The sequence below is a fragment of the Pseudomonas sp. RIT409 genome (assembly GCF_003052515.2).
Classification (GTDB): domain Bacteria; phylum Pseudomonadota; class Gammaproteobacteria; order Pseudomonadales; family Pseudomonadaceae; genus Aquipseudomonas.
On sequence record NZ_QARE02000026.1, the window covers coordinates 19,949 to 43,671 of the forward strand.

The following is a 23,723-nucleotide window of genomic DNA, read 5'->3' on the forward strand; positions in this document are numbered from 1 at the left end:
TCGTATGAGCCTTTTTTCTATTATGGATTCAGAAATGTCGTTCGCGCCCGGCGTAGAGGTCGCGTAGATTGCCGCGGTGGCGCCAGACGATCAACAGTGTCAGGACGGTCATCGGTAGCAGGGCCTGGGGCAACTGCCAGGCGAGCAGCGGCAGGGTCAGCGGCGTAGCGATCAATGAAGCGAGCGAGCTGGTGCGGGTCAGGTAAAACGTCAGCAACCAGGCGCCGACCGCGAGAAGCGCGGCGGGTGCGTACAGCCCCAGTAACATACCGGCTGCCGTGGCGACGCCCTTGCCGCCACGAAAGCGGAAGTACAACGGAAACAGGTGACCGAGCACTGCGCAGAGTCCGATCCAGGCTTGATCCCTGGCGTTGAGCCCGGCCCAGCCTGCGATCAGCACCGGGATCGACCCTTTGCAGACGTCGCCGATCAGGGTCAGGATAGCGAGCTTCTTGCCCGCCAGGCGCAACATATTGGTGGCGCCCGCATTGCCCGAACCGCTGTCGCGCGGGTCCGGGCTGCCATTGAGGCGGCTGAGCAGGATGGCGAAGGACAGCGAGCCGAGCAGGTAGGCGAGGATCGCCAGTGACCAAAACATGCTAACCATTCCGGGCGGGGATGGCCTGATTCTAACGGCGCATCGCGCCCTTGTCGTGCAGCGGAGTAAAAGGCTTGGACAGAGTTTTCATTGAGGGTCTGGAGGTCGACACGGTGATTGGCGCCTACGACTGGGAGCGTGGCATTCGCCAGGTTCTGCGTCTGGACCTGAGTTTTGCCTGGGACAACCGTCCGGCCGCTGCGGGCGATGATTTGAGCAAGGCCTTGGATTACGCCAGCGTGAGCGCACGCATCCAGGCGTTCGCCGACGCTTCGCAATTCCAGCTGGTGGAAACCTTCGCCGAGCGACTGGCCGAGGTGTTGATGAGCGAGTTCAACATACCCTGGCTGCATCTGAAATTGACCAAGCCGGGCGCCGTTGCGGCTGCCAAGGGCGTGGGTGTGGAGATCGAGCGCGGATGCCGCTGACACGCGTTTTCCTCGGGCTGGGCAGTAACATTGACCGGCACCGTCACCTGAATGCCGGGCTTGATGCGCTTTCAGGGTTTCTGCAAGACATGTCCTGCTCGCCGGTGTTCGAGAGTCATCCGGTGGGAATCAAGAGCGGGCCGTTCTTCAATCTGGTGGTTTCAGCGCTGACCGATCTGCCGTTGATGGCGCTGGATCGTCGGCTGAAATTCATCGAAGCCGACAATGGCCGCTATGCCCCGGATCGCAAAGGTTTGCCGCTGGACATCGACGTGCTGCTGTACGACGAGCACGTGGGCAACTTCGATGGGCTGGTCTTGCCGCGAGCCGAAATCTTGAAAAATGCCTTTGTCTTGTGGCCGCTCTCGCTGATTGCGCCGGAGAAGGTTCATCCCGAAGTCGGGCAGACGTTCGCGCAACTGTGGGAAAACGCCCGAATTGACCAACAATTGTGGCCGGTGGCGTTCGACTGGCGAGGCCAGGCGCTGACACCGGACACGCTTCTTTCTGCAAGCTAGCGGGCACGACTGCTACGGGGGAGGGCATGCCTGTCGTCGGCATGCTCGCCGAGATCGAAGGTTCGTCCGTCAGCCAGCGTCAGGCCTGGTATGACGCTTTGTAAAACGTCAATGTGTCCAGCCGCTCCCGCTTGAGCGCTTCCCCCAGCGCCTGCCCCTGATACCCCTTGTCCAGCAATGGTTGAACCGCTACCTGCCGCGCCGCTTGAGCCGCGCCTCGCAGGTATTGGGCCTGCGGATAGCTGCGTTCTTCGAAGCCCTTGCGCCCGCGAGCATCCATTTCGCAGGCGACGATGAACTCCTCGAAGCGCTGCGGCCTGCGATAGACGTCGAAGCTTTGCAGCAAATCGAGGAGGGTGGAGGGCTTGAGCTCCAGCGCGCGATGGCCATGGGTATGGTACTGGCCGACCAGCAGCGCCAGTTCCTGACAGTCCTTCGGCACCTTGAAGCGCGTGTTCACGGCGTTGATCGCCTTCAGTCCCTTTTGCTCATGAGCGATGTGGCGAGGCCATTCTTCTTCCGGCGTCAGCCCTTTGCCCAGATCGTGAAGCAGGCATGCCCAACGGACGCTGAGTGGCTGGCGATGTTGCGCCGATTGATGCAGGACGCTCAAGACGTGCACGCCCGTGTCGATTTCCGGGTGATGGGCCTCAGGCTGGGGAATGCCGAACAGTTTATCGACTTCGGGCATGAGCACGCTGAGCGCGCCACAATCCCTTAATACCTGAATGAAGACTTGGGGCTCTGGCTCCATCAGGGCGCGGGAAATTTCCTTCCAGCTGCGTTCGGGCGTCAGGGCTTCCAATTCGCCCGATGCGCTGATTTCACGCATCAAATCCATGGTTTCGGGTGCAACGGTGAAACCGTCGGCTGCGTAGCGAGCCGCAAACCTCGCCACACGCAATACGCGCAATGGGTCTTCTGCGAAGGCCGGGGAAACGTGACGTAGCAGGCGTGCTTCCAGATCGCGCTGGCCGTGATAGGGATCGGTCAGGTGACCTTCTCTGTCTTCGGCCATTGCGTTGATGGTCAGGTCACGACGAATCAAGTCTTCCTCGAGCGTGACGTCGGGATCGGTGTGAAAAACGAAGCCGCCGTAGCCACGCCCGCTCTTGCGTTCCGTGCGCGCCAGCGCGTACTCCTCGCCCGTGAGCGGATGGAGAAAAACCGGGAAGTCCGTACCCACTGGGCGGTAGCCCTTGATGAGCATGTCGTCGGCCGTCGCGCCCACCACCACCCAGTCGGTGTCCGACACGGGTTTGCCAAGCAGGCGATCGCGAACGGCACCGCCAACTTTATAGATCTGCATAAAAAACCTCCGTGAGCGCGACAGGATAAACCTAACGTCGCGCTTGCGGAGGTGCAAACCGCTTTATCTTCGTTCGCTGGTCAACTCACTGGCCAGCGACCCTCAGGTCAAATCGCCCTCAAAGGTGAACGATGGCCAGGTCGAGCCGGGGATATTCACTGTCTGCGTGCTCGCCTCTCGGCGGGACATGGTGGGTCTTCATGACCTGATCGCCTTGCAGTGTTTCCAGGTGAATGTCGAACCCCCACAGCCGATGCAGGTGCTTGAGCACCTCCTCGGTCGAGTCGCCCAGGGGCTTGCGGTCATGTTGTTGATGGCGCAGGGTCAGCGAACGGTCACCACGGCGGTCAATGCTGTAGATCTGCACATTAGGTTCGCGGTTGCCGAGGTTGTATTGAGCGGCAAGCGTCTCTCTGATGGTTCGGTAGCCTGCCTCGTCGTGAATGGCTGGCACCAGAAGTTCGTCCTTCTGGTCATCATCCAGAATGCTGAACAGTTTCAGGTCACGAATCACCTTGGGCGACAGGTACTGCAGGATGAAGCTTTCGTCCTTGAAGCTGCTCATCGCGAATTTCACGGCGGTCAGCCAGTCGGTCCCGGCGAGCTCGGGGAACCAGCGGCGGTCCTCGTCGGTGGGGTGCTCGCACATCCGCCGAATGTCCTGAAACATAGCGAACCCCAAGGTGTAGGGGTTGATGCCACTGTAGTAAGGGCTGTCGAAGCCGGGTTGAAAAACCACGCTGGTATGGGACTGCAGGAACTCCATCATGAAGCCATCCGTGACCAGGCCTTCGTCGTACAGATCGTTCATGAGGGTGTAGTGCCAGAAGGTCGCCCACCCTTCGTTCATGACCTGGGTCTGACGCTGTGGGTAGAAATACTGCGCAATCTTGCGCACGATGCGCACCACTTCACGCTGCCAGGGCTCCAGCAACGGGGCGTGCTTCTCGATGAAATAAAGGATGTTTTCCTGAGGCTCGGCGGGGAAGCGCGCGTTGTCTTCCTTATCGTTCTTGCTGGCGCTTTTCGGGATGGTGCGCCACAGATCGTTGATCTGTTTCTGCAAGTGCTCCTCACGGTCTTTCTGGCGGCGTCGCTCTTCCTCGGCGGAGATAGGGTAAGGCCGCTTGTAGCGGTCGACGCCGTAATTCATCAGCGCGTGACAGGAATCGAGCAGGTCTTCGACGGCGTCGATGCCGTGGCGCTCCTCGCATTGCATGATGTACTGCTTGGCAAACACCAGGTAATCGATGATCGAGCTGGCGTCCGTCCAGGTGCGGAACAGGTAGTTGCCTTTGAAGAAGCTGTTGTGACCGTAACAGGCGTGGGCGACAACCAGCGCCTGCATGCAGATGGTGTTTTCTTCCATCAAATAGGCAATGCACGGATCGGAGTTGATGACGATCTCGTACGCCAAGCCCATCTGACCACGGGAGTAGGATTTTTCAGTGCTGAGGAAGTGCTTGCCGTAGGACCAGTGGTGATAACCCAGCGGCATGCCGACCGATGCATAGGCATCCATCATCTGCTCGGCAGTGATCACTTCGATCTGGTTAGGGTAGGTGTCCAGAGCGTAACGTTCGGCGATGCGGCTGATCTCCCGGTCATAGGCCTGGATCAGTTCGAACGTCCACTCGGAGCCCGTGGAAAGCGGTTGGCGTTTCTGTTCTCTACCGGTCATGTCACTAACCTGCGCTGGAAGAGTTCACGGAATACCGGGTAGATATCACCGGCGGATACCAACTGTTGCTGGGCGAACGTGTCAGCGAAAGCCTCCCCGATGCGCTCATATTCGAACCACAGCGCCTGATGTTCGCGCGGGGTGATTTCGACGTAAGTGTAGTACTGCACGAAGGGCATGATTTGCTTGATCAGGATGTCGCGGCAGATTGGCGAATCGTCGTTCCAATTGTCCCCGTCCGAGGCTTGGGCGGCGTAGATGTTCCATTCGTTGGTGGGATAGCGCTCGGCCATGATTTCCTGCATGAGCTTCAACGCGCTGGATACGATGGTGCCCCCGGTTTCGCGAGAGTAGAAAAACTCCTCTTCGTCGACTTCTCGCGCGCTGGTGTGGTGGCGAATGAACACCACTTCGATCTTGTCGTAATTACGCTTCAGGAACAGGTACAGGAGGATGAAAAAGCGCTTCGCGATGTCTTTGGTCGCTTGAGTCATCGAGCCCGATACGTCCATCAGGCAGAACATGACCGCTTTGGAGCTGGGGTTGGGTTGCTTGACCAGCAGGTTATATTTGAGGTCGAAGGTGTCCAGGTAAGGGACGCGCTTGATGCGCGCGCGAAGCCGGTCTGCCTCGGTTTCCAGTTCCTGGATGTCGCCAAAATTGTCGGGCTCTTCGCGTTTCAGGCGCTCCAGTTCGGCCTGGACTTCCTTGAGTTTGGCGCGGCTGCTGCCGGAAAGCGCTATGCGTCGGGCATGGGCCGAGCGCAGCGTGCGAATGATGTTGATGCGCGAAGGGTTACCTTCGTTGCTGATCCCCGCACGAACGGTCTTGAAGGTATCGGTCCCGGTCAGGTTGCGTTTGACGAGGTTGGGCAGTTCGAGGTCTTCGAACATGAACTCCAGAAATTCTTCCTGGGTGATCTGGAACACGAACTCATCCATGCCTTCGCCGGAGTTGCTCGCCTTGCCAGCCCCCTTGCCACCGCCCCCGCCTTGAGGTCGGGCAATGCGTTCGCCAGTGGTGAATTCTTTATTCCCGGGGTGGACCACGGTTTGTTTGCCACCCCGCCCATGGTGGAGCACCGGCTCGTCGATATCGCGGCCGGGGATGCTGATCTGTTCGCCATGTTCCATGTCGGTGATGGAGCGGCGGCTGACCGCTTCCTCCACCGCTTTCTTGATGTGGTCACGGTAACGCCGGAGAAAGCGCTGACGGTTCACCGTGCTCTTGTTCTTGCCGTTGAGACGTCGGTCGATCACATAACTCATACGAGGGCCCCTTGGGGGAGCTGCAAGCCATAAGCCGCAAGCTGCAAGTTTTGACCGCAAACACCACCTCAAGCTACAAGCCTCAAGCCAGACGGTGGGCTATCAAACCTACCGAATGGCTTTGAGCTTGCCGCTAGAAGCTCACAACTTGTCGCTGCGTTACTGGGATTTGCGGACGCGCAGGTACCACTCGGAGAGCAGACGCACCTGTTTGTCGGTATAGCCCCGCTCGACCATCCGGGTCACGAAGTCGTTGTGTTTCTGTTGATCCTCTTTACTGGCTTTTGCGTTGAAACTGATGACCGGCAACAGGTCTTCGGTGTTGGAGAACATTTTCTTCTCGATCACCACCCGCAGCTTCTCGTAGCCGAGCCAGGTCGGGTTTTTGCCGTTATTGTTCGCGCGGGCACGCAGCACGAAGTTGACGATCTCGTTACGGAAGTCCTTTGGATTGCTGATGCCAGCGGGTTTCTCGATTTTCTCCAGTTCTTCGTTGAGCGCTACACGATTGAGGATCTCGCCGGTTTCCGGGTCGCGGTATTCCTGATCCTGAATCCAGAAATCCGCGTAGAGCACGTAGCGGTCGAAGATGTTCTGGCCGTACTCGCTGTAGGATTCCAGATAGGCCGTCTGGATTTCCTTGCCGATGAATTCGATGTAGCGCGGCGCGAGGTACTCTTTGATGAAGCGCAGGTAGCGTTCTCGGGTTTCGGCCTGGAACTGCTCCTGTTCGATCTGCTGCTCGAGCACATACAGCAGATGCACAGGGTTGGCCGCGACTTCATGCGGATCGAAGTTGAAGACCTTCGACAGAATCTTGAACGCGAAGCGGGTGGATAGGCCGTTCATCCCTTCGTCGACACCGGCCGAATCACGGTATTCCTGAATCGACTTGGCCTTCGGATCGGTGTCCTTGAGGTTCTCGCCGTCGTACACGCGCATCTTGGAATAGATGTTCGAGTTTTCCGGTTCTTTCAAACGCGACAACACGGTGAATTGCGCCAGCATTTTCAAGGTGTCCGGTGCGCAATGCGCTCTGGCCAGCGAGCTGTTGACCAGCAACTTGTCGTAGATCTTGATCTCATCGCTGACGCGCAAGCAGTACGGCACCTTCACGATGTAGATACGGTCGATGAAGGCTTCGTTGTTCTTGTTGTTGCGGAAGCTGTGCCATTCCGATTCGTTGGAGTGCGCCAGCAAAATACCAGTAAAGGGGATCGCGCCCAGGCCTTCGGTACTGTTGTAGTTGCCTTCCTGAGTCGCGGTGAGCAGTGGGTGCAGCACCTTGATCGGTGCCTTGAACATCTCCACAAATTCCATCAGGCCCTGGTTGGCCCGGCACAGCGCGCCCGAATAGCTGTAGGCGTCGGCGTCGTTCTGTGGGTATTCCTCAAGCTTGCGAATGTCGACCTTGCCGACCAGCGCCGAGATGTCCTGGTTGTTTTCGTCGCCCGGTTCGGTCTTGGCCACGGCGATCTGATTGAGGATCGACGGGTACAGTTTCACCACTTTGAACTGGCTGATGTCGCCCCCGAACTCGGCCAGGCGTTTGGTCGCCCATGGCGACATGATCGTGTTCAGGTAGCGCCGCGGGATGCCGTAATCCTCTTCGAGGATCGCGCCGTCTTCGGAAGGTTTGAACAGGCCCAGCGGCGACTCGAAAACCGGGGAGCCCTTGATGGCGTAGAAGGGGATTTTTTCAACGAGCTGTTTGAGCTTTTCAGCCAGAGACGACTTGCCACCGCCTACCGGGCCGAGCAGGTAAAGGATCTGTTTCTTCTCTTCCAGGCCTTGGGCGGCGTGGCGGAAGTACGAGACGATTTGCTCGATGCAGTCCTCCATGCCATGGAAGTCCTCGAACGCCGGATAGCGCCTGATGACCTTGTTGGAGAAGATTCTGGACAGCCTGGAATTGGTCGACGTATCGAACAGTTCAGGCTCGCCGATGGCCATCAGAAGGCGTTCTGCGGCTGAGGCGTATGCGCTGCGGTCGGTTTTGCAGAGCTCCAAGTACTCCTGTAGCGAGAGCTCTTCCTGGCGTGTCGATTCAAAGCGTTGTTGGAAGTGGCTAAAAATACTCATGACGTCACCTCGCTCGATACGTGGAGCCGGCGGCGGATCGTCAGTCGATGCTGGATGACGGCCGATCACTCAGCTGTCATTTACCCCCCAAACACCATAAAAGTAGCTACCGATGACCCACGCGCCGGTGTACCGGCTCTCCCCTGATTCGGATGGCCTGAGCACAAGGATAGTTCGGATTCGCACACAGAAAGAAGGAAGGCGTGTGAATGTGAGGCAACCGTTCGTCAGTTAGACGCGCGAAGCCGCGTAGGACGCGGGCTTGCGCGCAGAAAAATATTTTTCGATCAGGCTTGCGTGGTTTCGCTTGGAAAAGTGTTTTTCCACAGCTCGAATCCGCCGTCCATGCTGTAGACCTCGGAGAAGCCCTGCCCTACAAGATAGGCCGCTGCGCTCTGGCTTGAATTGCCGTGATAGCAGAGGACGACGAGCGGCTTGTCCAGGTCGGCATCGCGGATGAAGTCGGCGATGGAATGGTTGTCCAGATGGTGCGAGTCAGGAATGTGGTTGTTGGCGAAAGTCTGTGCATCGCGTACGTCGACGAGTACGGCGCCTTGCTCGCGCAGCGCCTGGGCCTGCTCCGGCGGGATGCGTTTGAAGTCGGTCATCGCATGGGCTCCTTGGCCTGGGTTCTCGAACGGCCGAGAACGAAAAAAGGATTTTAACGCCGGTCCGATGCCTGGGGCACGGCTACCGAATCAGGTTTTTTCAACGTTGCGGGATGCCCCTGCTCATCGCAGTCGCAACGGAGCATCTCCCGGGTGTCGACATTGAGCATGGACATCGCACCACCCCAGACGCAACCCGTGTCGAGCGCATAGACCCCCGGCTCGTTGCAGCGTCCCTCCAGGGCAGCCCAGTGGCCGAAGATGATATTCAGGCCTTTGGTCTTGCGGTCCTTGTGGCTGAACCAGGGGGCGTAGCCGGCGGGGGCGCTGTCCAACCCTTCCTTGCTTTTGAGGTCGAGCTTGCCATCGCCGGTGCAGAAACGCATGCGGGTGAAATAGTTGGTGATGACGCGCAGCCGCGTGACGCCCTGCAGGTCCTTGTCCCATTTCGCCGGCTCATTGCCGTACATGCCGTCAAGGAAAAGCTCGAACAGGTTATCGTCGCGCAGGGCTTCCTCGACCTCCTCTGCGCAGCGCAACGCTTTTTTCAGGCTCCACTGTGGAGGGATGCCAGCATGGACCATCGCAATATCCCGCTCGGCATCGTAGTGCATGAGCTTCTGCTGGCGCAGCCAGTCGAGCAGGTCGTTGGCGTCTGGCGCTTCAAGGATTTCTCGAAGGGTATCGCCTTTTTTGAGCCGCTCGATGTTGCGCCCCGCTGCAAGCAGATGCAGGTCATGGTTGCCGAGAACGCAGACGATGGCGTTGCGCATGCCATAGAGAAAGCGCAGGGTTTCCAGCGATTGAGGCCCCCTGTTGACCAGGTCCCCCACCAGCCACAGCTTGTCGCGGTTGGGGTCGAAGGAGACGCGGTCGAGCAGGCATTTCAATGGCTCAAGGCAACCTTGCAGATCACCGACTGCGTAAACCGTCATCAGTGAAGCGCTCCTGGGACGGCCAGACGAAACGGCGCGATGATGGCATCGAACCGTGTCCCGTCTTCAGCGAGCATCTGATAACTGCCTTGCATGTTGCCGACCTGAGTGGTCATGACGGTCCCGCTGCTGTACGTGTAACTCTGCCCTGCCTGAATCAACGGCTGCTGGCCGACGACACCCTCGCCGCGAACTTCCTCGACGTTGCCGTCGCCATCGGTGATGACCCAGTGTCGCGACAGCAGTTGGGCGGGCAGCTCGCCGTTGTTGTGCACCGTGATGGTGTAAGCGAAGGCGAAGCGGTTCTGCTCAGGCTGCGATTGTTCTGCGAGAAAACGGGTCACGACGCTGACGTCGACCTGGTAGCGAGGATCAGACATGCAAAAGGCCTTGAAAGCTGGGCGGAAAAAGCCGGAAGAGCCCGGAGATGAAGAGTCTAGGACATGTCGCGGGTAAAAAACCAATGGGGTTCGGACCGGACATGCCCTTGAATGGATCAGCCCGCGACGGATTTGTCGGCAAACTTGTCGGCCAAGCGCACGAATGCCGCCAGATCCAGTTGTTCTGGACGTAGGCTGCCGTCCACTCCCGCGTCGGCGATTTCTTCGCTGGTCAGGAGCGCCTTGAGCGTATTGCGTAGGGTCTTGCGCCGCTGATTGAAGGCCTCGCGCACGATGCGCTCCAGCACGCGATGATCCTTCGCCGGGTGCGGGAGGCTCTCGTGAGGGACGAGACGAACGATCGCCGAGTCGACTTTCGGCGGCGGATTGAACGCACCGGGGCCGACGTTGAACAGGTGTTCGACCCGGCAGTGGTACTGCACCATGATCGACAGACGGCCCCAATCGCCGCCGCCAGGGCCAGCGGCAAGACGCTCGACCACTTCTTTCTGCAGCATGAAATGCATGTCACGGATCAGATGAGCGCTGTCCAGCAGATGGAAGATCAGCGGCGTGGAAATGTTGTAAGGCAAGTTGCCGACCACGCGCAGCGAGTGGGGAGCGGCGTGCAGCGTGCCGAAGTCGAACTTCAGCGCATCGCCCTGATGCAGGCTGAAGTTCGGCAGATGGCTAAAGTGGCCCATCAGGATCGGCACCAAATCCTTGTCGAGCTCGACGACATCCAGTGTCGCGCCGCTGCCCAGCAGGCCTTCGGTCAATGCACCTTGGCCAGGGCCAATCTCCAGCATGCGGTCATCGGGCTTGGCGCGAATGGAGCGCAGGATCTTGTCGATCACCCCCGCGTCATGCAGGAAGTTCTGGCCGAATCGCTTACGGGCCTTGTGTTGGTATTGCTCAGTCATTTAGTTACGGGTCTCGGCCATCTGATAGGCGGTTTGCAGAGCGACCTGGAGGCTGCCGGTGTCGATTTTGCCGGTGCCTGCCAGGTCCAGCGCCGTGCCGTGGTCCACGGAGGTGCGGATGATGGGCAGGCCCAGCGTGATGTTGACGGCAGCGCCGAAGCCTTTGTACTTCAGCACCGGCAGGCCCTGATCGTGGTACATCGCCAGCACCGCGTCGCAGTGCTCCAGATACTTGGGGGTAAACAGCGTGTCGGCGGGCAGCGGGCCCCGCAGGTCCAGGCCCTCGCTGCGCAGACGCTCCAGAACGGGTTCGATCGTGTCGATTTCTTCGCGGCCCAAATGCCCCCCTTCACCGGCGTGAGGATTCAGCCCGCACACCAGAATACGGGGTTGGGCAATGCCGAACTTACCGACGAGATCAGCGTGGAGAATGCGTGTCACGCGCTCCAGCCGTTCGGCAGTGATGGCGTCTGCGACGTCACGCAGTGGCAAGTGGGTAGTTACCAACGCGACTCTCAGGTCACCCGTGGCGAGCATCATCACGACTTGTTCGGTCCGGGTCAGCTCGGCAAGAAACTCGGTGTGGCCTGAAAAGGGAAGCCCGCTGTCGTTAATCACGCCTTTGTGCACAGGGGCCGTGATCATCCCGGCGAAGAGGCCGTCGATGCAGCCTTGGCCCGCACGGGTCAGGGTTTCGATCACGAATGCGCCGTTAGCCGTATTCAGCTGCCCGGCCACGACAGGGCCCTGCAGCGGCGTGTCCCAGACATACAGGCTGCCAGGCTGCGCCGGCGTATCCGGCCAGGCGTCGGGGGAAACGGCAATCAGGTTGACCGACACACCGAGTTGCGCGGCCCGCTCGTGGAGCAGGTCGCGACTGGTAATGGCAATCAGGGGGTAGGGCTGGGACTGCGCGGCGAGCAGCAGGCAAAGGTCAGGACCGATGCCGGCGGGCTCGCCGGGTGTCAGCGCGAAGCGCCGGGGCTTCACTTGGCGGCCTGGTCAGCGCCAGGCAGCTTGATTTCAACGTAGGCTTCGTCGCGGATCTGGCGCAGCCAGGTCTGCAGCTCTTCGTCGTATTTGCGGTTGCGCAGCACGGTCATCGCCTGTTGCTCTCGGGCCTGGTTGGTGCTGTCGGTGGCGCGACGGCCCAGGACTTCCAGCACGTGCCAGCCAAACTGCGTCTGGAACGGTTTGGAGACCACGCCTTGCGGCGTTTCATTCATCACATCGCGGAACTCAGGCACCAGGTTGCGCGGGTCCACCCAGTTCATGTCACCGCCATTGAGCGCAGAGCCCGGATCTTCCGAGAAGCTCTTCGCCAGTTCGGCGAAGTCTTCACCGTTCTGGATACGGTCGTAGATACGCTGGGCCAGCATCTTGGTTTCAGCTTCGCTGCGAATCTCGCTCGGCTTGATCAGAATGTGGCGCACATGAACTTCGTCGCGCATCTGGGTCTGGTTGTCACCGCCGCGCTTGCCCAGCAATTTCAGGATGATGAAGCCGCCTGGCGTACGGGCCGGTGGGGTGACCTCGCCAGGGCTCATCGAATTCAGCATGTCACCGAAGGGCGGCGGCAATTGGGCGGCTTTACGCCAGCCCATGTCACCGCCGTCCAGCGCGCTTTCGCTTGCCGATGACGAGATGGCCAGTTGCTCGAAGTTGGCACCCTGCTGCAGCTTGCCGTAGATGTCCTTGGCTTTGGCGGCTGCCTCCTGAATCTGCGCGGACGTGGCGCTGTCCGGCGTCGGAATCAGGATGTTGGCCAGGTGGTACTCTTCGGAGAACTGCGCCTTGCCCAGATCGGATGCCAGGAAGTTCTTCACTTCCTGATCCGAGACCTGAATGCGTTCGGCGACACGACGCTGACGCACGCGGCTGATGATCATTTCGCGGCGGATCTGCTCACGGGCGTTCTGGAACGACAGGCCGTCGTGCGCCAGTGCGGCCTTGAACTGCTCGATGCTCATGTTATTGCGCTGAGCGATGGTGCCCACCGCCTGGTTCAGCTCTTCGTCGGTGATACGAATGCCCGAACGTTCGCCGATCTGCAGCTGCAGGTTTTCCAGGATCAGACGATCCAGGACCTGAGATTCCAGCGCGCTGGCAGGCGGAACGCCCTGTCCACGCTTGGCGATGGTCTGTTGAACTTCGCGGGTCCGCTGGTCGAGCTGGCTTTGCATGACCACGTCGTTGTCGACGATGGCTACCACCTTGTCGATGGGGCGCACTTCAGCGTGCGCCACGGTACCGATGAGTAGAGCGCCCAGCATCAGCGGGCGCAGACAATCAGAAAGCTTGGTCTTCACGTTCACGATAACCTTGGATGCCTTTGTCGAGGAAGCTTTCAACTTTCTGGCCAACAACGCCACCAAGTCCCTTCAACACGATTTGCAGGAAGATGCCGCGGTCGCCTTTCTCGTTCTGCGCCACTTCTTGAGTGGACTCGTCGTAGTCGACCCAGTAACGGTTGATCAGACGCAGCTTCCAGCAGCAGTTGTCATATTCGAAACCACCGAACGCTTCGAGCGTGCGGCTGCGGTTGTAGTCGTATTGCCAGCGGGCAATCGCGCTCCATTGAGGAATGACCGGCCAGATGACCGAGAAGTCATGCTGCTCGATCTTGTAGTAGTCCTTGATGACCGACCCATCCGGCAGGACGGCATCGCCACCGCCCACAGTCCAGCGACCTGTCGTCTGGTCGTAGCGGACCTGGTCGTTGCGGTAGCGGTAACCGGCGTTGAACACCTTGCCCGGCTCGTCTTCAGGCTGGTAGTGGAACATCGCGCTGCCCGAGCGGGTGCTGCGGCTGTCCGGGTCCCAGTTGAACGTCGAGTTAAGGCGCCAGTCGCGGTTGAAGCGGTAGTCGTACTCAAGCGCATACGGCGAAACGTCGGACTGGGCGTCCTTGCGGTCTTCGTAAGCGATACCCGGCAACTGGACCTTGCGGTCCTTGAAGTACAGCGCCTGGCCGACACTCAAACGTTGACGCTCGAAGCCGTTGTCTTCGATCCAGCGGTTGGTCACACCCAGGGACAGCTTGTTCTCGTCGCCGATGCGGTCACTGCCGACGAAACGGTTGTCGCGGAACAGCGACGCGTAGTCGAAGGTGGTTTCACCCGAGTCGAAGATCGGGATGTCGGTCTGATCCTTGTAAGGCACGTACAGGTAGTACAGACGCGGCTCCAGCGTCTGACGGTAGTCCTTGCCGAACCAGTTGGTGTTGCGATCGAAGAACAGGCCGCTGTCGACGCTGAATACAGGGATGGAACGGTCGACGCCACTGTCGAACTGCTCTTCGGGCAGCAGGGTCGCTTTGCCTTTGCCATCCAGGTCCAGGTCGTACTTGGTATAGACGTATTTCAGTTTCGGCGTCACGTAGCCATAGGACGCGCTCAGCGGCAAGCTGATCGACGGGGCAAGGTTCAGACGGTTGCCGTTGGCGCGCGCCAGACCGGCAATGTTTTCGTCCAGTCGAACCTCGGGGATGTCGTCTTCGTTGACGTAATTACCCGTCCGCAGATCCCGATCGAAGCGAACCAGCTCGGTGTCGTAGCCGAACTTCAGACCGCCCGGATTGTAGGGCAGCGTACCGTTGAGCGTGAGTTGCGGCAGACGTCCGTACGGGGTGATCTGGGTCACCGTCGTCAGTTGATATTGCTGCACGTTCAGGCCGGCGGTGTAGGTGTCGCCACGGTACGTCAACAGGCCCTGCTGGTTCAGGAAGTCATGGGTGCTGACGCCTTCCTGACCGCTCTTGAGGTCCTTGAAGTAATAAGGATCGCTGACCTTGGTGTAGTCGACCTTGCTCGACAGGCGAGAGTCCAGGCCGCTGCGATCCTGCCAGTTGATCATCCAGCGCGTGTCTTTGTAGTCGGACTGATCCTTGCGGTCGTCGTTGTCGTCGTTCAGGTAAGCCGCACCGAACTGACCTTCGCTGGTCTTGGTGAGGTAACGGAACTCGCCTTCGAGCAACAGGCCGCGTTTGGCCATGTACGTCGGGTACAACGTGGCGTCATAGTTCGGCGCCAGGTTGAAGTAGTAAGGCGTGAGCAACGAGAAACCGGTGTCGCTGCTGGCACCGATGGTCGGCGGCAGGAAGCCGGACTGACGACGGTCGTCGATCGGGAAATAGATGTATGGCGTGTAGAGGATCGGAATGTCCTTCACGCGCAGGGTCGCGTTGGTCGCGGTACCGAAACCGGTGGCCGGGTTCAGGGTGATGTTGTTGCCCTTCACCGTCCAGGCGTTGCTGCTTGGCTCACAGGTGGTGTACGTACCGTCCTTCAACCGAATGATGGCGTTTTCTGCACGGCGGGCGTACAGCGCGTTACCCCGCACGTTGGATTTGTGCAGCACGTACTCGGCGTTGTCGACCTTGGCTTCGCCGGTGTCCAGCTGGACCTCGGCGTGGTCGCCCACGATCAGGGCGCCGTTGTCGCGCAGACGAACGTTGCCGTTCAGCTCGCCACGGTTTTCGGCCTGATGCAGGCTGGCTTCGTCGGATTCGACCTGCATCGACCCCTGGCGCATGACGACGTCACCGGCCAGCGATGCGATCTGTTCTTCCTGCTGATAACGGGAAGCCTTGGCGCCAATGAAGGTCGGCGCGTCGCTCTTGGCGGTCTTGTCGTCCATGCCAGGACGAATCGGCTCGATGTAGGCGCCGGAGCAATAAGGGCCGGTCTCGGCCAATTGAGCAGCGGTCAGCTTTTCACGAGGCACCCAGTCCAAGTGGCTGTAGTCGGCGCTGCGGGATTTCAGGCCACGGCCCTTGGCCTCGGTGACCAGCATCGTTTTGGGCACGACCTCACCGCTTTCGGTGACGGTCGACTCGGTTGCCGTGCTGCTGTTGGACGACACGCTGTTGGCGTCATGCACAGGGCGCGGAGGCAACTGGGCTGCATTGGTTTTCGGGGAGCAATCCCAGGAACCGGTTGCCGACGCCGCACAGTCGAACTGTTCAGCAGCAAACACGAACTGGGTGGCCAGAGGTTGCATCGCCAGCAGACTGCCAGTTACCAGCAACGGAAATTTTTTACGAAACGCGGGGGATTTCAATGCCATCTTATTAGTCCGGGCTTCCTGCGCGCCATCTGCCCGCGGGGGGCCGCACGCCTCTCGATGGGCTGAAAAAGATGTCGGATAATAAAGCATGACCCGCTTGACGGCTAGCGCCGTCGGAGACCCTTGTAATGCCAGATCAAGATGTACGCCTGCAACACCTGAAAGTTTGGCTCGATGAGCAGTTGCCAGAAGTGTTCGCAGCCCAAGGCTGGGGCGCGATACCCCCGGCCACGTTGACTGCGGCCAGCAGCGACGCCAGTTTCCGCCGTTACTTCCGCTGGGAAGGCGAAGGTCGCACTTTTATTGTGATGGATGCGCCGCCGCCGCAGGAAAACTGTAAACCGTTCGTGGATATTGCTCATTTATTGAGCAGCTCCGGAATTAATGTTCCGAAAATTTATGCCGAAGACCTGAATCAGGGCTTTCTTCTGCTCAACGATTTGGGTCGGCAAACCTACCTCGACGTGATCGACGAACAGAATGCGGATCGGTTGTTCGCCGATGCCATCGAGGCGCTGCTGGCGTATCAGCGGTTGCCCATGGAAGCGACGCTCCCTGTCTATGACGTGGCGCTGTTGCGCCGGGAACTGGAACTCTTTCCCGAGTGGTATGTGAAGCGTCATCTGGGCATCGAGTTCGACGCGTCGCAGCAAGCCAGCTGGAACCGAGTGAGCGATCTGTTGATCGACAGTGCCTTGGCGCAACCCAAGGTGTTGGTGCATCGCGACTTCATGCCGCGCAACCTGATGATCAGTGACCCTAACCCAGGGGTGCTGGATTTCCAGGATGCGGTGTACGGCCCGGTCACCTACGACATCACCTGTTTGTTCAAGGATGCGTTTCTCAGTTGGCCGGAAGCGCGTGTCGAAGGTTGGTTGAGGACCTATTGGGAAAAAGCCCTTGCGGCCGGGATTCCAGTGCAGGACGAGTTCGGCGAGTTTCATCGCGCCAGCGATCTGATGGGGGTGCAACGGCATCTGAAGGTGATCGGCATTTTTGCGCGCATCTGCCACCGCGATGGCAAGCCGCGCTATGTCGCCGATGTCTCGCGCTTCTTCTCTTATATAGAAGCGGTGCTGGCCCGCCGCCCTGAGTTGGTGGAGTTGAACAATTTGCTGACCAGCCTCGGGCAGCCCAAATGAAAGCCATCGTGAAGGAATGGATGTGAGCACAGTGTTCAAGAGGGCTGCATGAAAGCGATGATTCTGGCGGCAGGCAAGGGCGAGCGCATGCGGCCCCTGACCTTGCACACGCCCAAGCCCTTGGTCCGGGCAGCGGGCGTTCCATTGATCGAATACCATCTGCTTGCTCTCAAGGCAGCAGGTTTCACCGAGGTGGTGATCAACCATGCCTGGCTGGGACAGCAGATCGAGGACTACCTGGGAGACGGTCACCGTCTAGGGCTGAGCATTCGCTATTCCCCGGAGGGCGAGCCGCTTGAGACCGGCGGCGGCATTTTCCGGGCGTTGCCCTTGCTCGGTGATGAACCGTTTCTGGTGATCAATGGCGACATCTGGACCAACTGCGACTACACGGCACTGAATGCGCCGATCCGGGGGCTGGCGCATCTGGTGCTGGTGGACAACCCCGTGCACCACCCGACCGGCGATTTCGCGCTGGTGGGCGGTGAAGTCCGTGACGACGCGAGCCTGCCGCGTCTGACCTACAGCGGCATTGCCGTGCTCCATCCCCGGCTGTTCAGCGGCTGCACCGAGGGTGCGTTCAAACTGGCGCCCCTGTTTCGCGCCGCCATGGCGAGCGGCCAGGTGACCGGGGAGCATTTCACCGGGCGCTGGGTCGATGTCGGCACCCCCGAGCGGCTGGCGGAAGTCGAGAAAATCCTCGCGGTGAAGCCCTAGATGCTCTGGCCATTCACGGTGATCGGTGGCGGAGCTGGGTACGCGATTGCCAGCATTCCTGGCGCAATGCTTGGCGCGCTATTGGGCCAGGCGCTCGACCGCCGCCTGCACGTGCAAAGCCTGGCTGAGCTGCGCGAGCGGGCCAGCGGCCGAAAAGTGCCTCGGGATGACGAGTTGATCTTCATCCTGCTCGGCCGTCTCGCGAAGAGCGAGGGGCGCGTCGTCGATGGTCATATTCAGCAGGCGCGTGTCGAAATGCGTCGGTTGGACCTGAGCGAGCCCGCCACACGCCGCGCCATCGCGGCCTTCAACCGCGGCAAGGACGGTCGTGACAACCTGCGTGTTCACCTGACCCGCATGAAGCCTCAACCCAACGCGGCTGAAGGGTTGCTGCGTGCCTGCTGGCGCATGGCATGGGCGGACGGCAGGGCGTCTCGCACCGAGCGCGAGTTGATCCTCCTGTGGGGCAAATGGCTGGGCTGGACCGCAGACCGCGTCGAAGCGCTGTCGGCCACCGAAGATGATCACAGGGCGCGGGCGCCTGCCAGCAGTGGGGGTGAGTATCAGGAAGCGCTGCGTTTGTTGGGGGTCAAGGCCGATTCGGAGCCCGCGCACATCAAACGCGCGTATCGGCGCTTGTTGAGCCGCCATCATCCGGACAAGATCGCGGGCTCGGGCGCAAGCCATGTCCAAGTGCGCGATGCCACCGAGAAAACCCGCGAGCTGCATAACGCCTATGCGGTGATTCGCGACAAACGCGGGTTTTGAAGGGGGCGGGCAGGGGGATGGCAGTCAGTCAGCCTACTCTGCCTCCAGCCACCCACGCACTCGACGGAACAGTTGATCCTGCTCCATCGCCGTGTTCCCGGGAATGGCATTCAGGGTAATTTGAGTGAAGCGCGCGTTCTTCACTCGCTTGCTCGCGTCCAGACGGTCCTGTGCCTGTTGCCGAGGCACTGGCCTGTCTTTGTTGACGAAGTCTGCCGTGGCGACCTTGAGGCTGGGCAGCACATCGGCCAGCGATGGCGTGTCGCGAACGGTCTCCACAGCGGTCACCATGACCAACTTCTGAACGGCAGGCGCCGGACGTTCGCTCAAATAACGCGCCGCCCAGTAAGCGCCCGTGCCATGCCCCAGCAGGACGATGCTGCGGGCTTTGTTCTGTTGGGCGAACGCCACCGCGCTGTCGATGCGCGCGAAGATTTTTTCCGCATTTGCCTTGGCCAGTTCAGCCTGTGCAGTGGCCTGCTCGGCGGCCGCGCTGGCCTCGGCTTCGGCGGCGATGGTCGGATCGGGCGCTTTGGTTTTTTCCTTGTCGGTGGCAGCCTTGTCCTCGGTTGCAGGTGCATCCGCTGCGCGAGCGAAAATGCCGTCGTTGTACGCATCTGGCAGGCTCAGACTCAGGCTGGCCCATCCCACATCCGGAAACTTGCGGCGTAAAGGGCCTACGGCGTTCGGCCAGTCAGCCGACTCATCGGCGCCGGGAACAATGATGACCGCCCCTTTGGGGTCGTCGGTATTGGCCGGTTTCCACAGCGCCAGGAACGTCTGGTCACCGGCTTGCAGTTGCTCCTGCTCGGCCTTCGGCACCTGACGTTCCAGCGCAATGGCGTCTTCCTGGCTGCGCGAGGGCAAGGTGGCGCGTTCCACTGGCGCTTCGGCCGGTTGGGCGTCCTTGGCCGGAGCGGGATCTGCTGCCCGTACAAGAGACGAGAAAGGTAGTATCAGAGTCAGGCAAATCGCGGGAAACATTGCGCGGACGGTGTAGGACATCGAATATTCCAAAGGCCAGAAACGATTCTGGCAGCCTAATGGGTTCCGGAGGGTTTGTCAGGCAAGTGAGTGGGCCTGCCAGGCGCACCCTGCACCGACGTATTGATCAGCATTCAGAGAAGTGGAGAAGACAGGTTGAGAATCCCTGTGCGGTGCCCTTGGGTTATCGGCCGTTCAGTCGCGCTCTTGATGGCAATGGTCTTGAGCGTGATGTTTTCCTCCGCATCGGCGGGTGCACCCGCCGCATCGCCCGATCCGTTGAACGTCGCTCAACGCGAGTGGCTTACCCATCGGGGCCAGTTGCGGGTCGGGCTGGTGCTGCAAGCGCCTTACGCACAGTTCGACCGACGGGCCCAAGTCTTGTCAGGTGCCAATGTCGACTTGGTCAATCTGCTGGCCAGAACCCTGCAGGTCGAGTTGTTGTGGCGCAATTTCAATGACCAGGCAGAGCTCGAGAAGGCCTTGGCTGAGGGGCAGATCGATTTCGCGCCGGGGCTCACGCAAACTCCAGCCGGATTGCGCATGTGGCTGTATTCCGATCCCTATATGCGGGTGCCGCAGTTGGTCGTCGGCGAGCGGGACGGCTCAGGCGCTGTGGATCTGGAAAAGCTCGATAGCCAAGTGCGAATCGCGGTTCGAATGCCCAGCACCACTGCCGACTACCTACGCGCCAACTACAGCCATCTGAATCTGCAGGGCGTGCCGCTTGAACGTCAGGCGCTGCAGCTATTGCTGAGCCAGCAGGCGCGCTATGCGGTAGTCGATGAAGCGCAGCTCAGCCGCCTTTCCCGTGAGAGCGAGTTCGCCGGGCTCGCCGTGGTCGGAGACATTGGCTTTCCCCAGTTGCTGCGTGTCGCCTCCCGCCGTGACATGCCCATTCTCGCCGACATCATCAGTCAGGCGCTGAGTGCAGTGGCGCCGAAGGATCTGGACCAGCTTCATGCGCAATGGCTGCAGCCAAAGTACCCGCAGGTCAGCGAAATGCCCGGCCTCTGGAAGAACATTTCGCTGTTGCTGCTGGTGCTTCTGATCGCCAGCGCCGCTATCGTGTTCTGGCAACGCAAGGAACAGCAGACCCTGGAACGCGACTTGCTGGCTGCCCGGGAGAACATTGCCAAACGTCAGGCCAGCGAAGAAGCCCTTCGCCTGGCGCAGTTTTCAATCGATCAAAGCACCGTGGGCATTCTGTGGGTGAATTGGGACAGCCATGTGCGCTATGCCAATAAGGCGGCCGAGACCATGCTCGGGTATGAACGGGGTGGGGTTGTGGATCGCCCCCTGATCGACTTCGAGCCCAGCCTCACGATGGATCGCTGGCTGAACCTCTGGAAGAACGCCCGCTCCAGCGACGACGCGCCGCAGAACTTCGAGAGTAATTGCGTACGCGCCGATGGCAGTGTTCTCCCTGCGGATGTATCGCTGAGCTTTCTGCGCTTTCGCGACGCCGAATACCTGGTGGTCTTCATCACCGACGTGACCGAGCGTCGGCGCTCCCTGGCTGCCCTGCAGGAGAGCGAGGGGCGCCTGCAAGTGCTGGCCGAGCAACTGCGAGAGTTGTCGGCGCACTTGGAAACCGTCCGAGAAGAGGAAAAAGCGCGCATCGCCCGGGAAGTGCATGATGAGTTGGGTCAGATGTTGACGGTGCTGAAGCTGGAAACTTCCATGTGCGAACTGGCTTACGCCGATCTCGACCCTGGCCTGCGTGAGCGGTTGAACAGCATGAAGCGCCTGATTGCTCAACTGTTTCAACTGGTGCGGGATGTGGCGACAGCGTTGCGTCCGCCCATTCTCGACGCAGGCATCGCCTCGGCCATCGAATGGCAGGCTCGCCGTTTCGAAGCCCGTACGCAGCTCCCATGCCTCGTCCAGGTGCCGGACAACCTGCCTGCCTTACCGGACGCGACGGCCATCGGCCTGTTCCGCATTCTTCAAGAGTCATTGACCAATGTAATGCGACACGCCGAAGCCCATACGGTCGAACTGGAGCTGAGCCTGAGCGACGGTGTGCTGTGCATGAGCATCGCCGACGACGGGCAGGGCTTCGACCCACTCGAAGAGCGTCCGGCATCCTTCGGCCTGGTGGGGATACGCGAGCGGGTATTGATCATGGGCGGACGATTGCATCTGGACAGCACGCTGGGAGAAGGCACAACCTTGCGTATCTACATTCCGCTGGAACCGGTCGCTCAGGAGCAAGTGCAGTGATTCGTGTATTGGTCGCCGAAGACCACACCATCGTTCGTGAAGGCATCAAGCAGTTGATCGGCCTGGCCAAGGACCTGCAAGTGGCAGGGGAGGCCAGCAACGGTGAGCAATTGCTGGAAGCCTTGCGTGTGACGCCATGCGAAGTTGTGCTGCTGGATATTTCCATGCCCGGGGTCAACGGCCTGGAAGCCATTCCCAGGATTCGCGCCTTGAGCAATCCTCCCGCCATCCTGGTGCTCTCGATGCATGACGAAGCCCAGATGGCGGCCCGTGCGTTGAAGATCGGCGCGGCCGGGTACGCGACCAAGGACAGCGATCCGGCATTGCTGTTGACGGCGATCCGAAGAGTGGCTTCGGGTGGACGCTACATCGACCCGGATCTGGCAGACCGCATGGTGTTCGAAGTGGGCTTGACCGACAGCCGGCCATTGCATTCGTTGCTGTCCGAGCGCGAATTCTCGGTATTCGAACGTCTTGCGCAGGGCGCCAACGTCAACGACATCGCCCAGCAGTTGGCCTTGAGCAGCAAGACCATCAGCACCCATAAGGCGCGCTTGATGCAGAAGCTGAACATCACGTCACTGGCCGAGCTGGTGAAGTACGCGATGGAGCACAAGCTGGTCTGAGGGCGTGTCTAAAAACGACCTTTGTCATTGCCTGTGATGACCTCATCGCGAGCGGACATACGCCCACCTGTCACCGCGATCCCCATTACGATTGAGCGTGCTCGCGATGGGGCGGAAGAGCGGAAAATTGTCTTTTTTGAATACATATCTGTTTCCGTCATCTGTGTAGGGGAATTCCTACACGGAAGCTTCCAGCTCACCTAGGGGAATCTCTCCTGCGCCCCGATTTGCGGGGGGTGTAGCCTCATCTAGGCTTGTTCCCACGGTTGATTAAACAAAGGTGTGGGTAATGAGCAACGTCGATTCAAGCGCTGGGGCGAATGATGTTCTGGTCAGCTTTCGTGGTGTGCAAAAGAGCTACGACGGCGAAGCCCTGATTGTCAAAGACCTCAACCTGGATATTCGCAAAGGCGAATTTCTCACCCTGCTGGGCCCGTCCGGCTCCGGCAAGACAACCAGCCTGATGATGCTCGCCGGTTTCGAAACCCCGACGGCCGGTGAAATCCTGTTGGCAGGCCGCTCGATCAACAACGTGCCCCCACACAAGCGGGACATCGGCATGGTGTTTCAGAACTACGCGCTGTTCCCGCACATGACGGTGGCGGAGAACCTGGCATTTCCCTTGTCGGTTCGGGGTCTGAGCAAGACTGATATCACCGAAAAGGTCAAACGCGCGCTGGACATGGTTCAGCTTGGCACCTTGTCTCACCGCTATCCGGCCCAAATGTCCGGCGGGCAGCAACAGCGCGTGGCGCTGGCTCGTGCGTTGGTGTTCGAACCCCAATTGGTCCTCATGGACGAGCCGCTCGGTGCGCTCGACAAACAGCTGCGCGAGCACATGCAGATGGAAATCAAGCACCTGCACCAGCGTCTGGGCGTGACCGTCGTCTATGTGACCCACGACCAGGGCGAGGCGCTGACCATGTCTGATCGCGTGGCCGTTTTCCATCAAGGGGAAATTCAGCAGATCGCCCCGCCGCGCACGCTCTACGAAGAGCCCAGGAACACCTTTGTGGCCAACTTCATCGGCGAAAACAACCGCATCAACGGCACCTTGCTCAGCCAGACCGGCGACCGTTGCCTGGTGGCGCTGGGACGCGGAGAAAAGGTCGAAGCATTGGCCGTCAACGTCGGCGCCGCGGGCAGCCCTGTCACCCTGTCGATTCGCCCGGAACGGGTGAACCTCAACGGTCGCAGCGAAAGTTGCGTGAACCGTTTCTCCGGCCGCGTCGCGGAATTCATCTATTTGGGTGACCACGTCCGGGTGCGCCTGGAAGTCGCCGGCAAAACCGATTTCTTCGTCAAACAACCGATTGCCGAGCTGGACCCGGCGTTGAGCGTTGGCGACGTTGTGCCCATTGGATGGCAGGTCGAGCACGCTCGTGCCCTGGACCCTTTGCAGGAAGCGCATTGATTCACCCGCGGTATGCGTAACCCGATGCACTTAGAGGCGAACCCATCGC

At 60.0% G+C, this 23,723-nt stretch carries 21 protein-coding genes; 8 read left to right on the forward strand and 13 right to left on the reverse strand.

Annotation, left to right across the window (positions count from 1 at the left end; all coding sequences use genetic code 11):
• Positions 1 to 28: 28 nt before the first annotated feature.
• On the reverse strand, positions 29 to 598 hold the full coding sequence (gene plsY, locus DBP26_RS23670; protein ID WP_177411126.1) for a glycerol-3-phosphate 1-O-acyltransferase PlsY: 570 nt from the start codon (positions 596 to 598) through the stop codon (positions 29 to 31).
• Positions 599 to 672: 74 nt separating this feature from the next.
• Here plsY and folB point away from each other — a divergent pair, with 74 nt between their 5' ends.
• A complete protein-coding gene (folB, locus tag DBP26_RS23675) occupies positions 673 to 1,026 on the forward strand; it encodes a dihydroneopterin aldolase (protein WP_108239947.1) in 354 nt (117 codons plus the stop codon).
• The gene (gene folK, locus DBP26_RS23680) at positions 1,017 to 1,544 is read left to right on the forward strand and encodes a 2-amino-4-hydroxy-6-hydroxymethyldihydropteridine diphosphokinase (RefSeq protein WP_108239948.1); all 528 of its coding nucleotides are present in this window, start codon (positions 1,017 to 1,019) and stop codon (positions 1,542 to 1,544) included. The genes folB and folK overlap by 10 nt, the downstream gene beginning before the upstream one ends.
• Before the next feature lie 79 nt (positions 1,545 to 1,623).
• On the opposite strand, the gene DBP26_RS23685 is transcribed toward folK, so the two are convergent.
• From DBP26_RS23685 to DBP26_RS23735, 11 genes are all read right to left on the reverse strand, one after another.
• Positions 1,624 to 2,853 (reverse strand): multifunctional CCA addition/repair protein, encoded by a 1,230-nt coding sequence (locus tag DBP26_RS23685; protein ID WP_108239949.1) that lies wholly within the window; start codon positions 2,851 to 2,853, stop codon positions 1,624 to 1,626.
• Positions 2,854 to 2,971: 118 nt separating this feature from the next.
• On the reverse strand, positions 2,972 to 4,534 hold the full coding sequence (locus tag DBP26_RS23690) for a SpoVR family protein (RefSeq protein ID WP_108239950.1): 1,563 nt from the start codon (positions 4,532 to 4,534) through the stop codon (positions 2,972 to 2,974).
• Positions 4,531 to 5,802, reverse strand: a complete 1,272-nt coding sequence (locus tag DBP26_RS23695; RefSeq protein ID WP_108239951.1) for a YeaH/YhbH family protein — start codon at positions 5,800 to 5,802, stop codon at positions 4,531 to 4,533. Before DBP26_RS23695 ends, DBP26_RS23690 begins: the two co-directional genes overlap by 4 nt.
• 159 nt (positions 5,803 to 5,961) lie before the next feature.
• Complete coding sequence (locus tag DBP26_RS23700) at positions 5,962 to 7,884, reverse strand: PrkA family serine protein kinase (RefSeq protein WP_108239952.1); 1,923 nt, start codon at positions 7,882 to 7,884, stop codon at positions 5,962 to 5,964.
• A 287-nt stretch (positions 7,885 to 8,171) separates the two neighbouring features.
• Positions 8,172 to 8,492, reverse strand: a complete 321-nt coding sequence (gene glpE, locus DBP26_RS23705; RefSeq protein WP_108239953.1) for a thiosulfate sulfurtransferase GlpE — start codon at positions 8,490 to 8,492, stop codon at positions 8,172 to 8,174.
• A 53-nt stretch (positions 8,493 to 8,545) separates the two neighbouring features.
• On the reverse strand, positions 8,546 to 9,427 hold the full coding sequence (locus DBP26_RS23710) for a symmetrical bis(5'-nucleosyl)-tetraphosphatase (RefSeq protein WP_108239954.1): 882 nt from the start codon (positions 9,425 to 9,427) through the stop codon (positions 8,546 to 8,548).
• The gene (gene apaG, locus DBP26_RS23715) at positions 9,427 to 9,807 is read right to left on the reverse strand and encodes a Co2+/Mg2+ efflux protein ApaG (RefSeq protein ID WP_108239955.1); all 381 of its coding nucleotides are present in this window, start codon (positions 9,805 to 9,807) and stop codon (positions 9,427 to 9,429) included. Before apaG ends, DBP26_RS23710 begins: the two co-directional genes overlap by 1 nt.
• A 116-nt stretch (positions 9,808 to 9,923) precedes the next feature.
• Positions 9,924 to 10,730 (reverse strand): 16S rRNA (adenine(1518)-N(6)/adenine(1519)-N(6))-dimethyltransferase RsmA, encoded by an 807-nt coding sequence (gene rsmA, locus DBP26_RS23720; RefSeq protein ID WP_108239956.1) that lies wholly within the window; start codon positions 10,728 to 10,730, stop codon positions 9,924 to 9,926.
• On the reverse strand, positions 10,731 to 11,720 hold the full coding sequence (gene pdxA / locus DBP26_RS23725) for a 4-hydroxythreonine-4-phosphate dehydrogenase PdxA (RefSeq protein ID WP_108239957.1): 990 nt from the start codon (positions 11,718 to 11,720) through the stop codon (positions 10,731 to 10,733).
• On the reverse strand, positions 11,717 to 13,039 hold the full coding sequence (locus DBP26_RS23730) for a peptidylprolyl isomerase (protein ID WP_177411127.1): 1,323 nt from the start codon (positions 13,037 to 13,039) through the stop codon (positions 11,717 to 11,719). Before DBP26_RS23730 ends, pdxA begins: the two co-directional genes overlap by 4 nt.
• Positions 13,020 to 15,797, reverse strand: a complete 2,778-nt coding sequence (locus DBP26_RS23735) for an LPS-assembly protein LptD (protein WP_108239959.1) — start codon at positions 15,795 to 15,797, stop codon at positions 13,020 to 13,022. Before DBP26_RS23735 ends, DBP26_RS23730 begins: the two co-directional genes overlap by 20 nt.
• Before the next feature lie 128 nt (positions 15,798 to 15,925).
• On the opposite strand from DBP26_RS23735, the gene DBP26_RS23740 reads away from it, so the two are divergent.
• From DBP26_RS23740 to DBP26_RS23750, 3 genes are read left to right on the forward strand one after another with little or no spacing between them, the layout of a single operon-like run.
• Complete coding sequence (locus tag DBP26_RS23740) at positions 15,926 to 16,939, forward strand: phosphotransferase (protein ID WP_108239960.1); 1,014 nt, start codon at positions 15,926 to 15,928, stop codon at positions 16,937 to 16,939.
• 48 nt (positions 16,940 to 16,987) lie between these two features.
• Positions 16,988 to 17,656, forward strand: coding sequence for an N-acetylmuramate alpha-1-phosphate uridylyltransferase MurU (gene murU, locus DBP26_RS23745; protein ID WP_108239961.1), 669 nt, complete (start codon positions 16,988 to 16,990; stop codon positions 17,654 to 17,656).
• Positions 17,657 to 18,424, forward strand: coding sequence for a DnaJ domain-containing protein (locus DBP26_RS23750; protein WP_108239962.1), 768 nt, complete (start codon positions 17,657 to 17,659; stop codon positions 18,422 to 18,424).
• Between the two features lie 33 nt (positions 18,425 to 18,457).
• On the opposite strand, the gene DBP26_RS23755 is transcribed toward DBP26_RS23750, so the two are convergent.
• Positions 18,458 to 19,429 (reverse strand): alpha/beta hydrolase family protein, encoded by a 972-nt coding sequence (locus tag DBP26_RS23755; RefSeq protein ID WP_108239963.1) that lies wholly within the window; start codon positions 19,427 to 19,429, stop codon positions 18,458 to 18,460.
• Positions 19,430 to 19,639: 210 nt separating this feature from the next.
• Between DBP26_RS23755 and DBP26_RS23760 the strand changes: the two genes are divergently transcribed.
• From DBP26_RS23760 to DBP26_RS23770, 3 genes are all read left to right on the forward strand, one after another.
• Positions 19,640 to 21,634, forward strand: coding sequence for a sensor histidine kinase (locus DBP26_RS23760; RefSeq protein ID WP_256601283.1), 1,995 nt, complete (start codon positions 19,640 to 19,642; stop codon positions 21,632 to 21,634).
• A complete protein-coding gene (locus DBP26_RS23765) occupies positions 21,631 to 22,260 on the forward strand; it encodes a response regulator transcription factor (RefSeq protein ID WP_108239965.1) in 630 nt (209 codons plus the stop codon). The genes DBP26_RS23760 and DBP26_RS23765 overlap by 4 nt, the downstream gene beginning before the upstream one ends.
• Before the next feature lie 289 nt (positions 22,261 to 22,549).
• Positions 22,550 to 23,674: an ABC transporter ATP-binding protein gene (locus DBP26_RS23770; protein WP_108239966.1), complete on the forward strand. Its 1,125-nt coding sequence runs from the start codon at positions 22,550 to 22,552 to the stop codon at positions 23,672 to 23,674.
• The last annotated feature ends 49 nt before the right edge of the window (positions 23,675 to 23,723 follow it).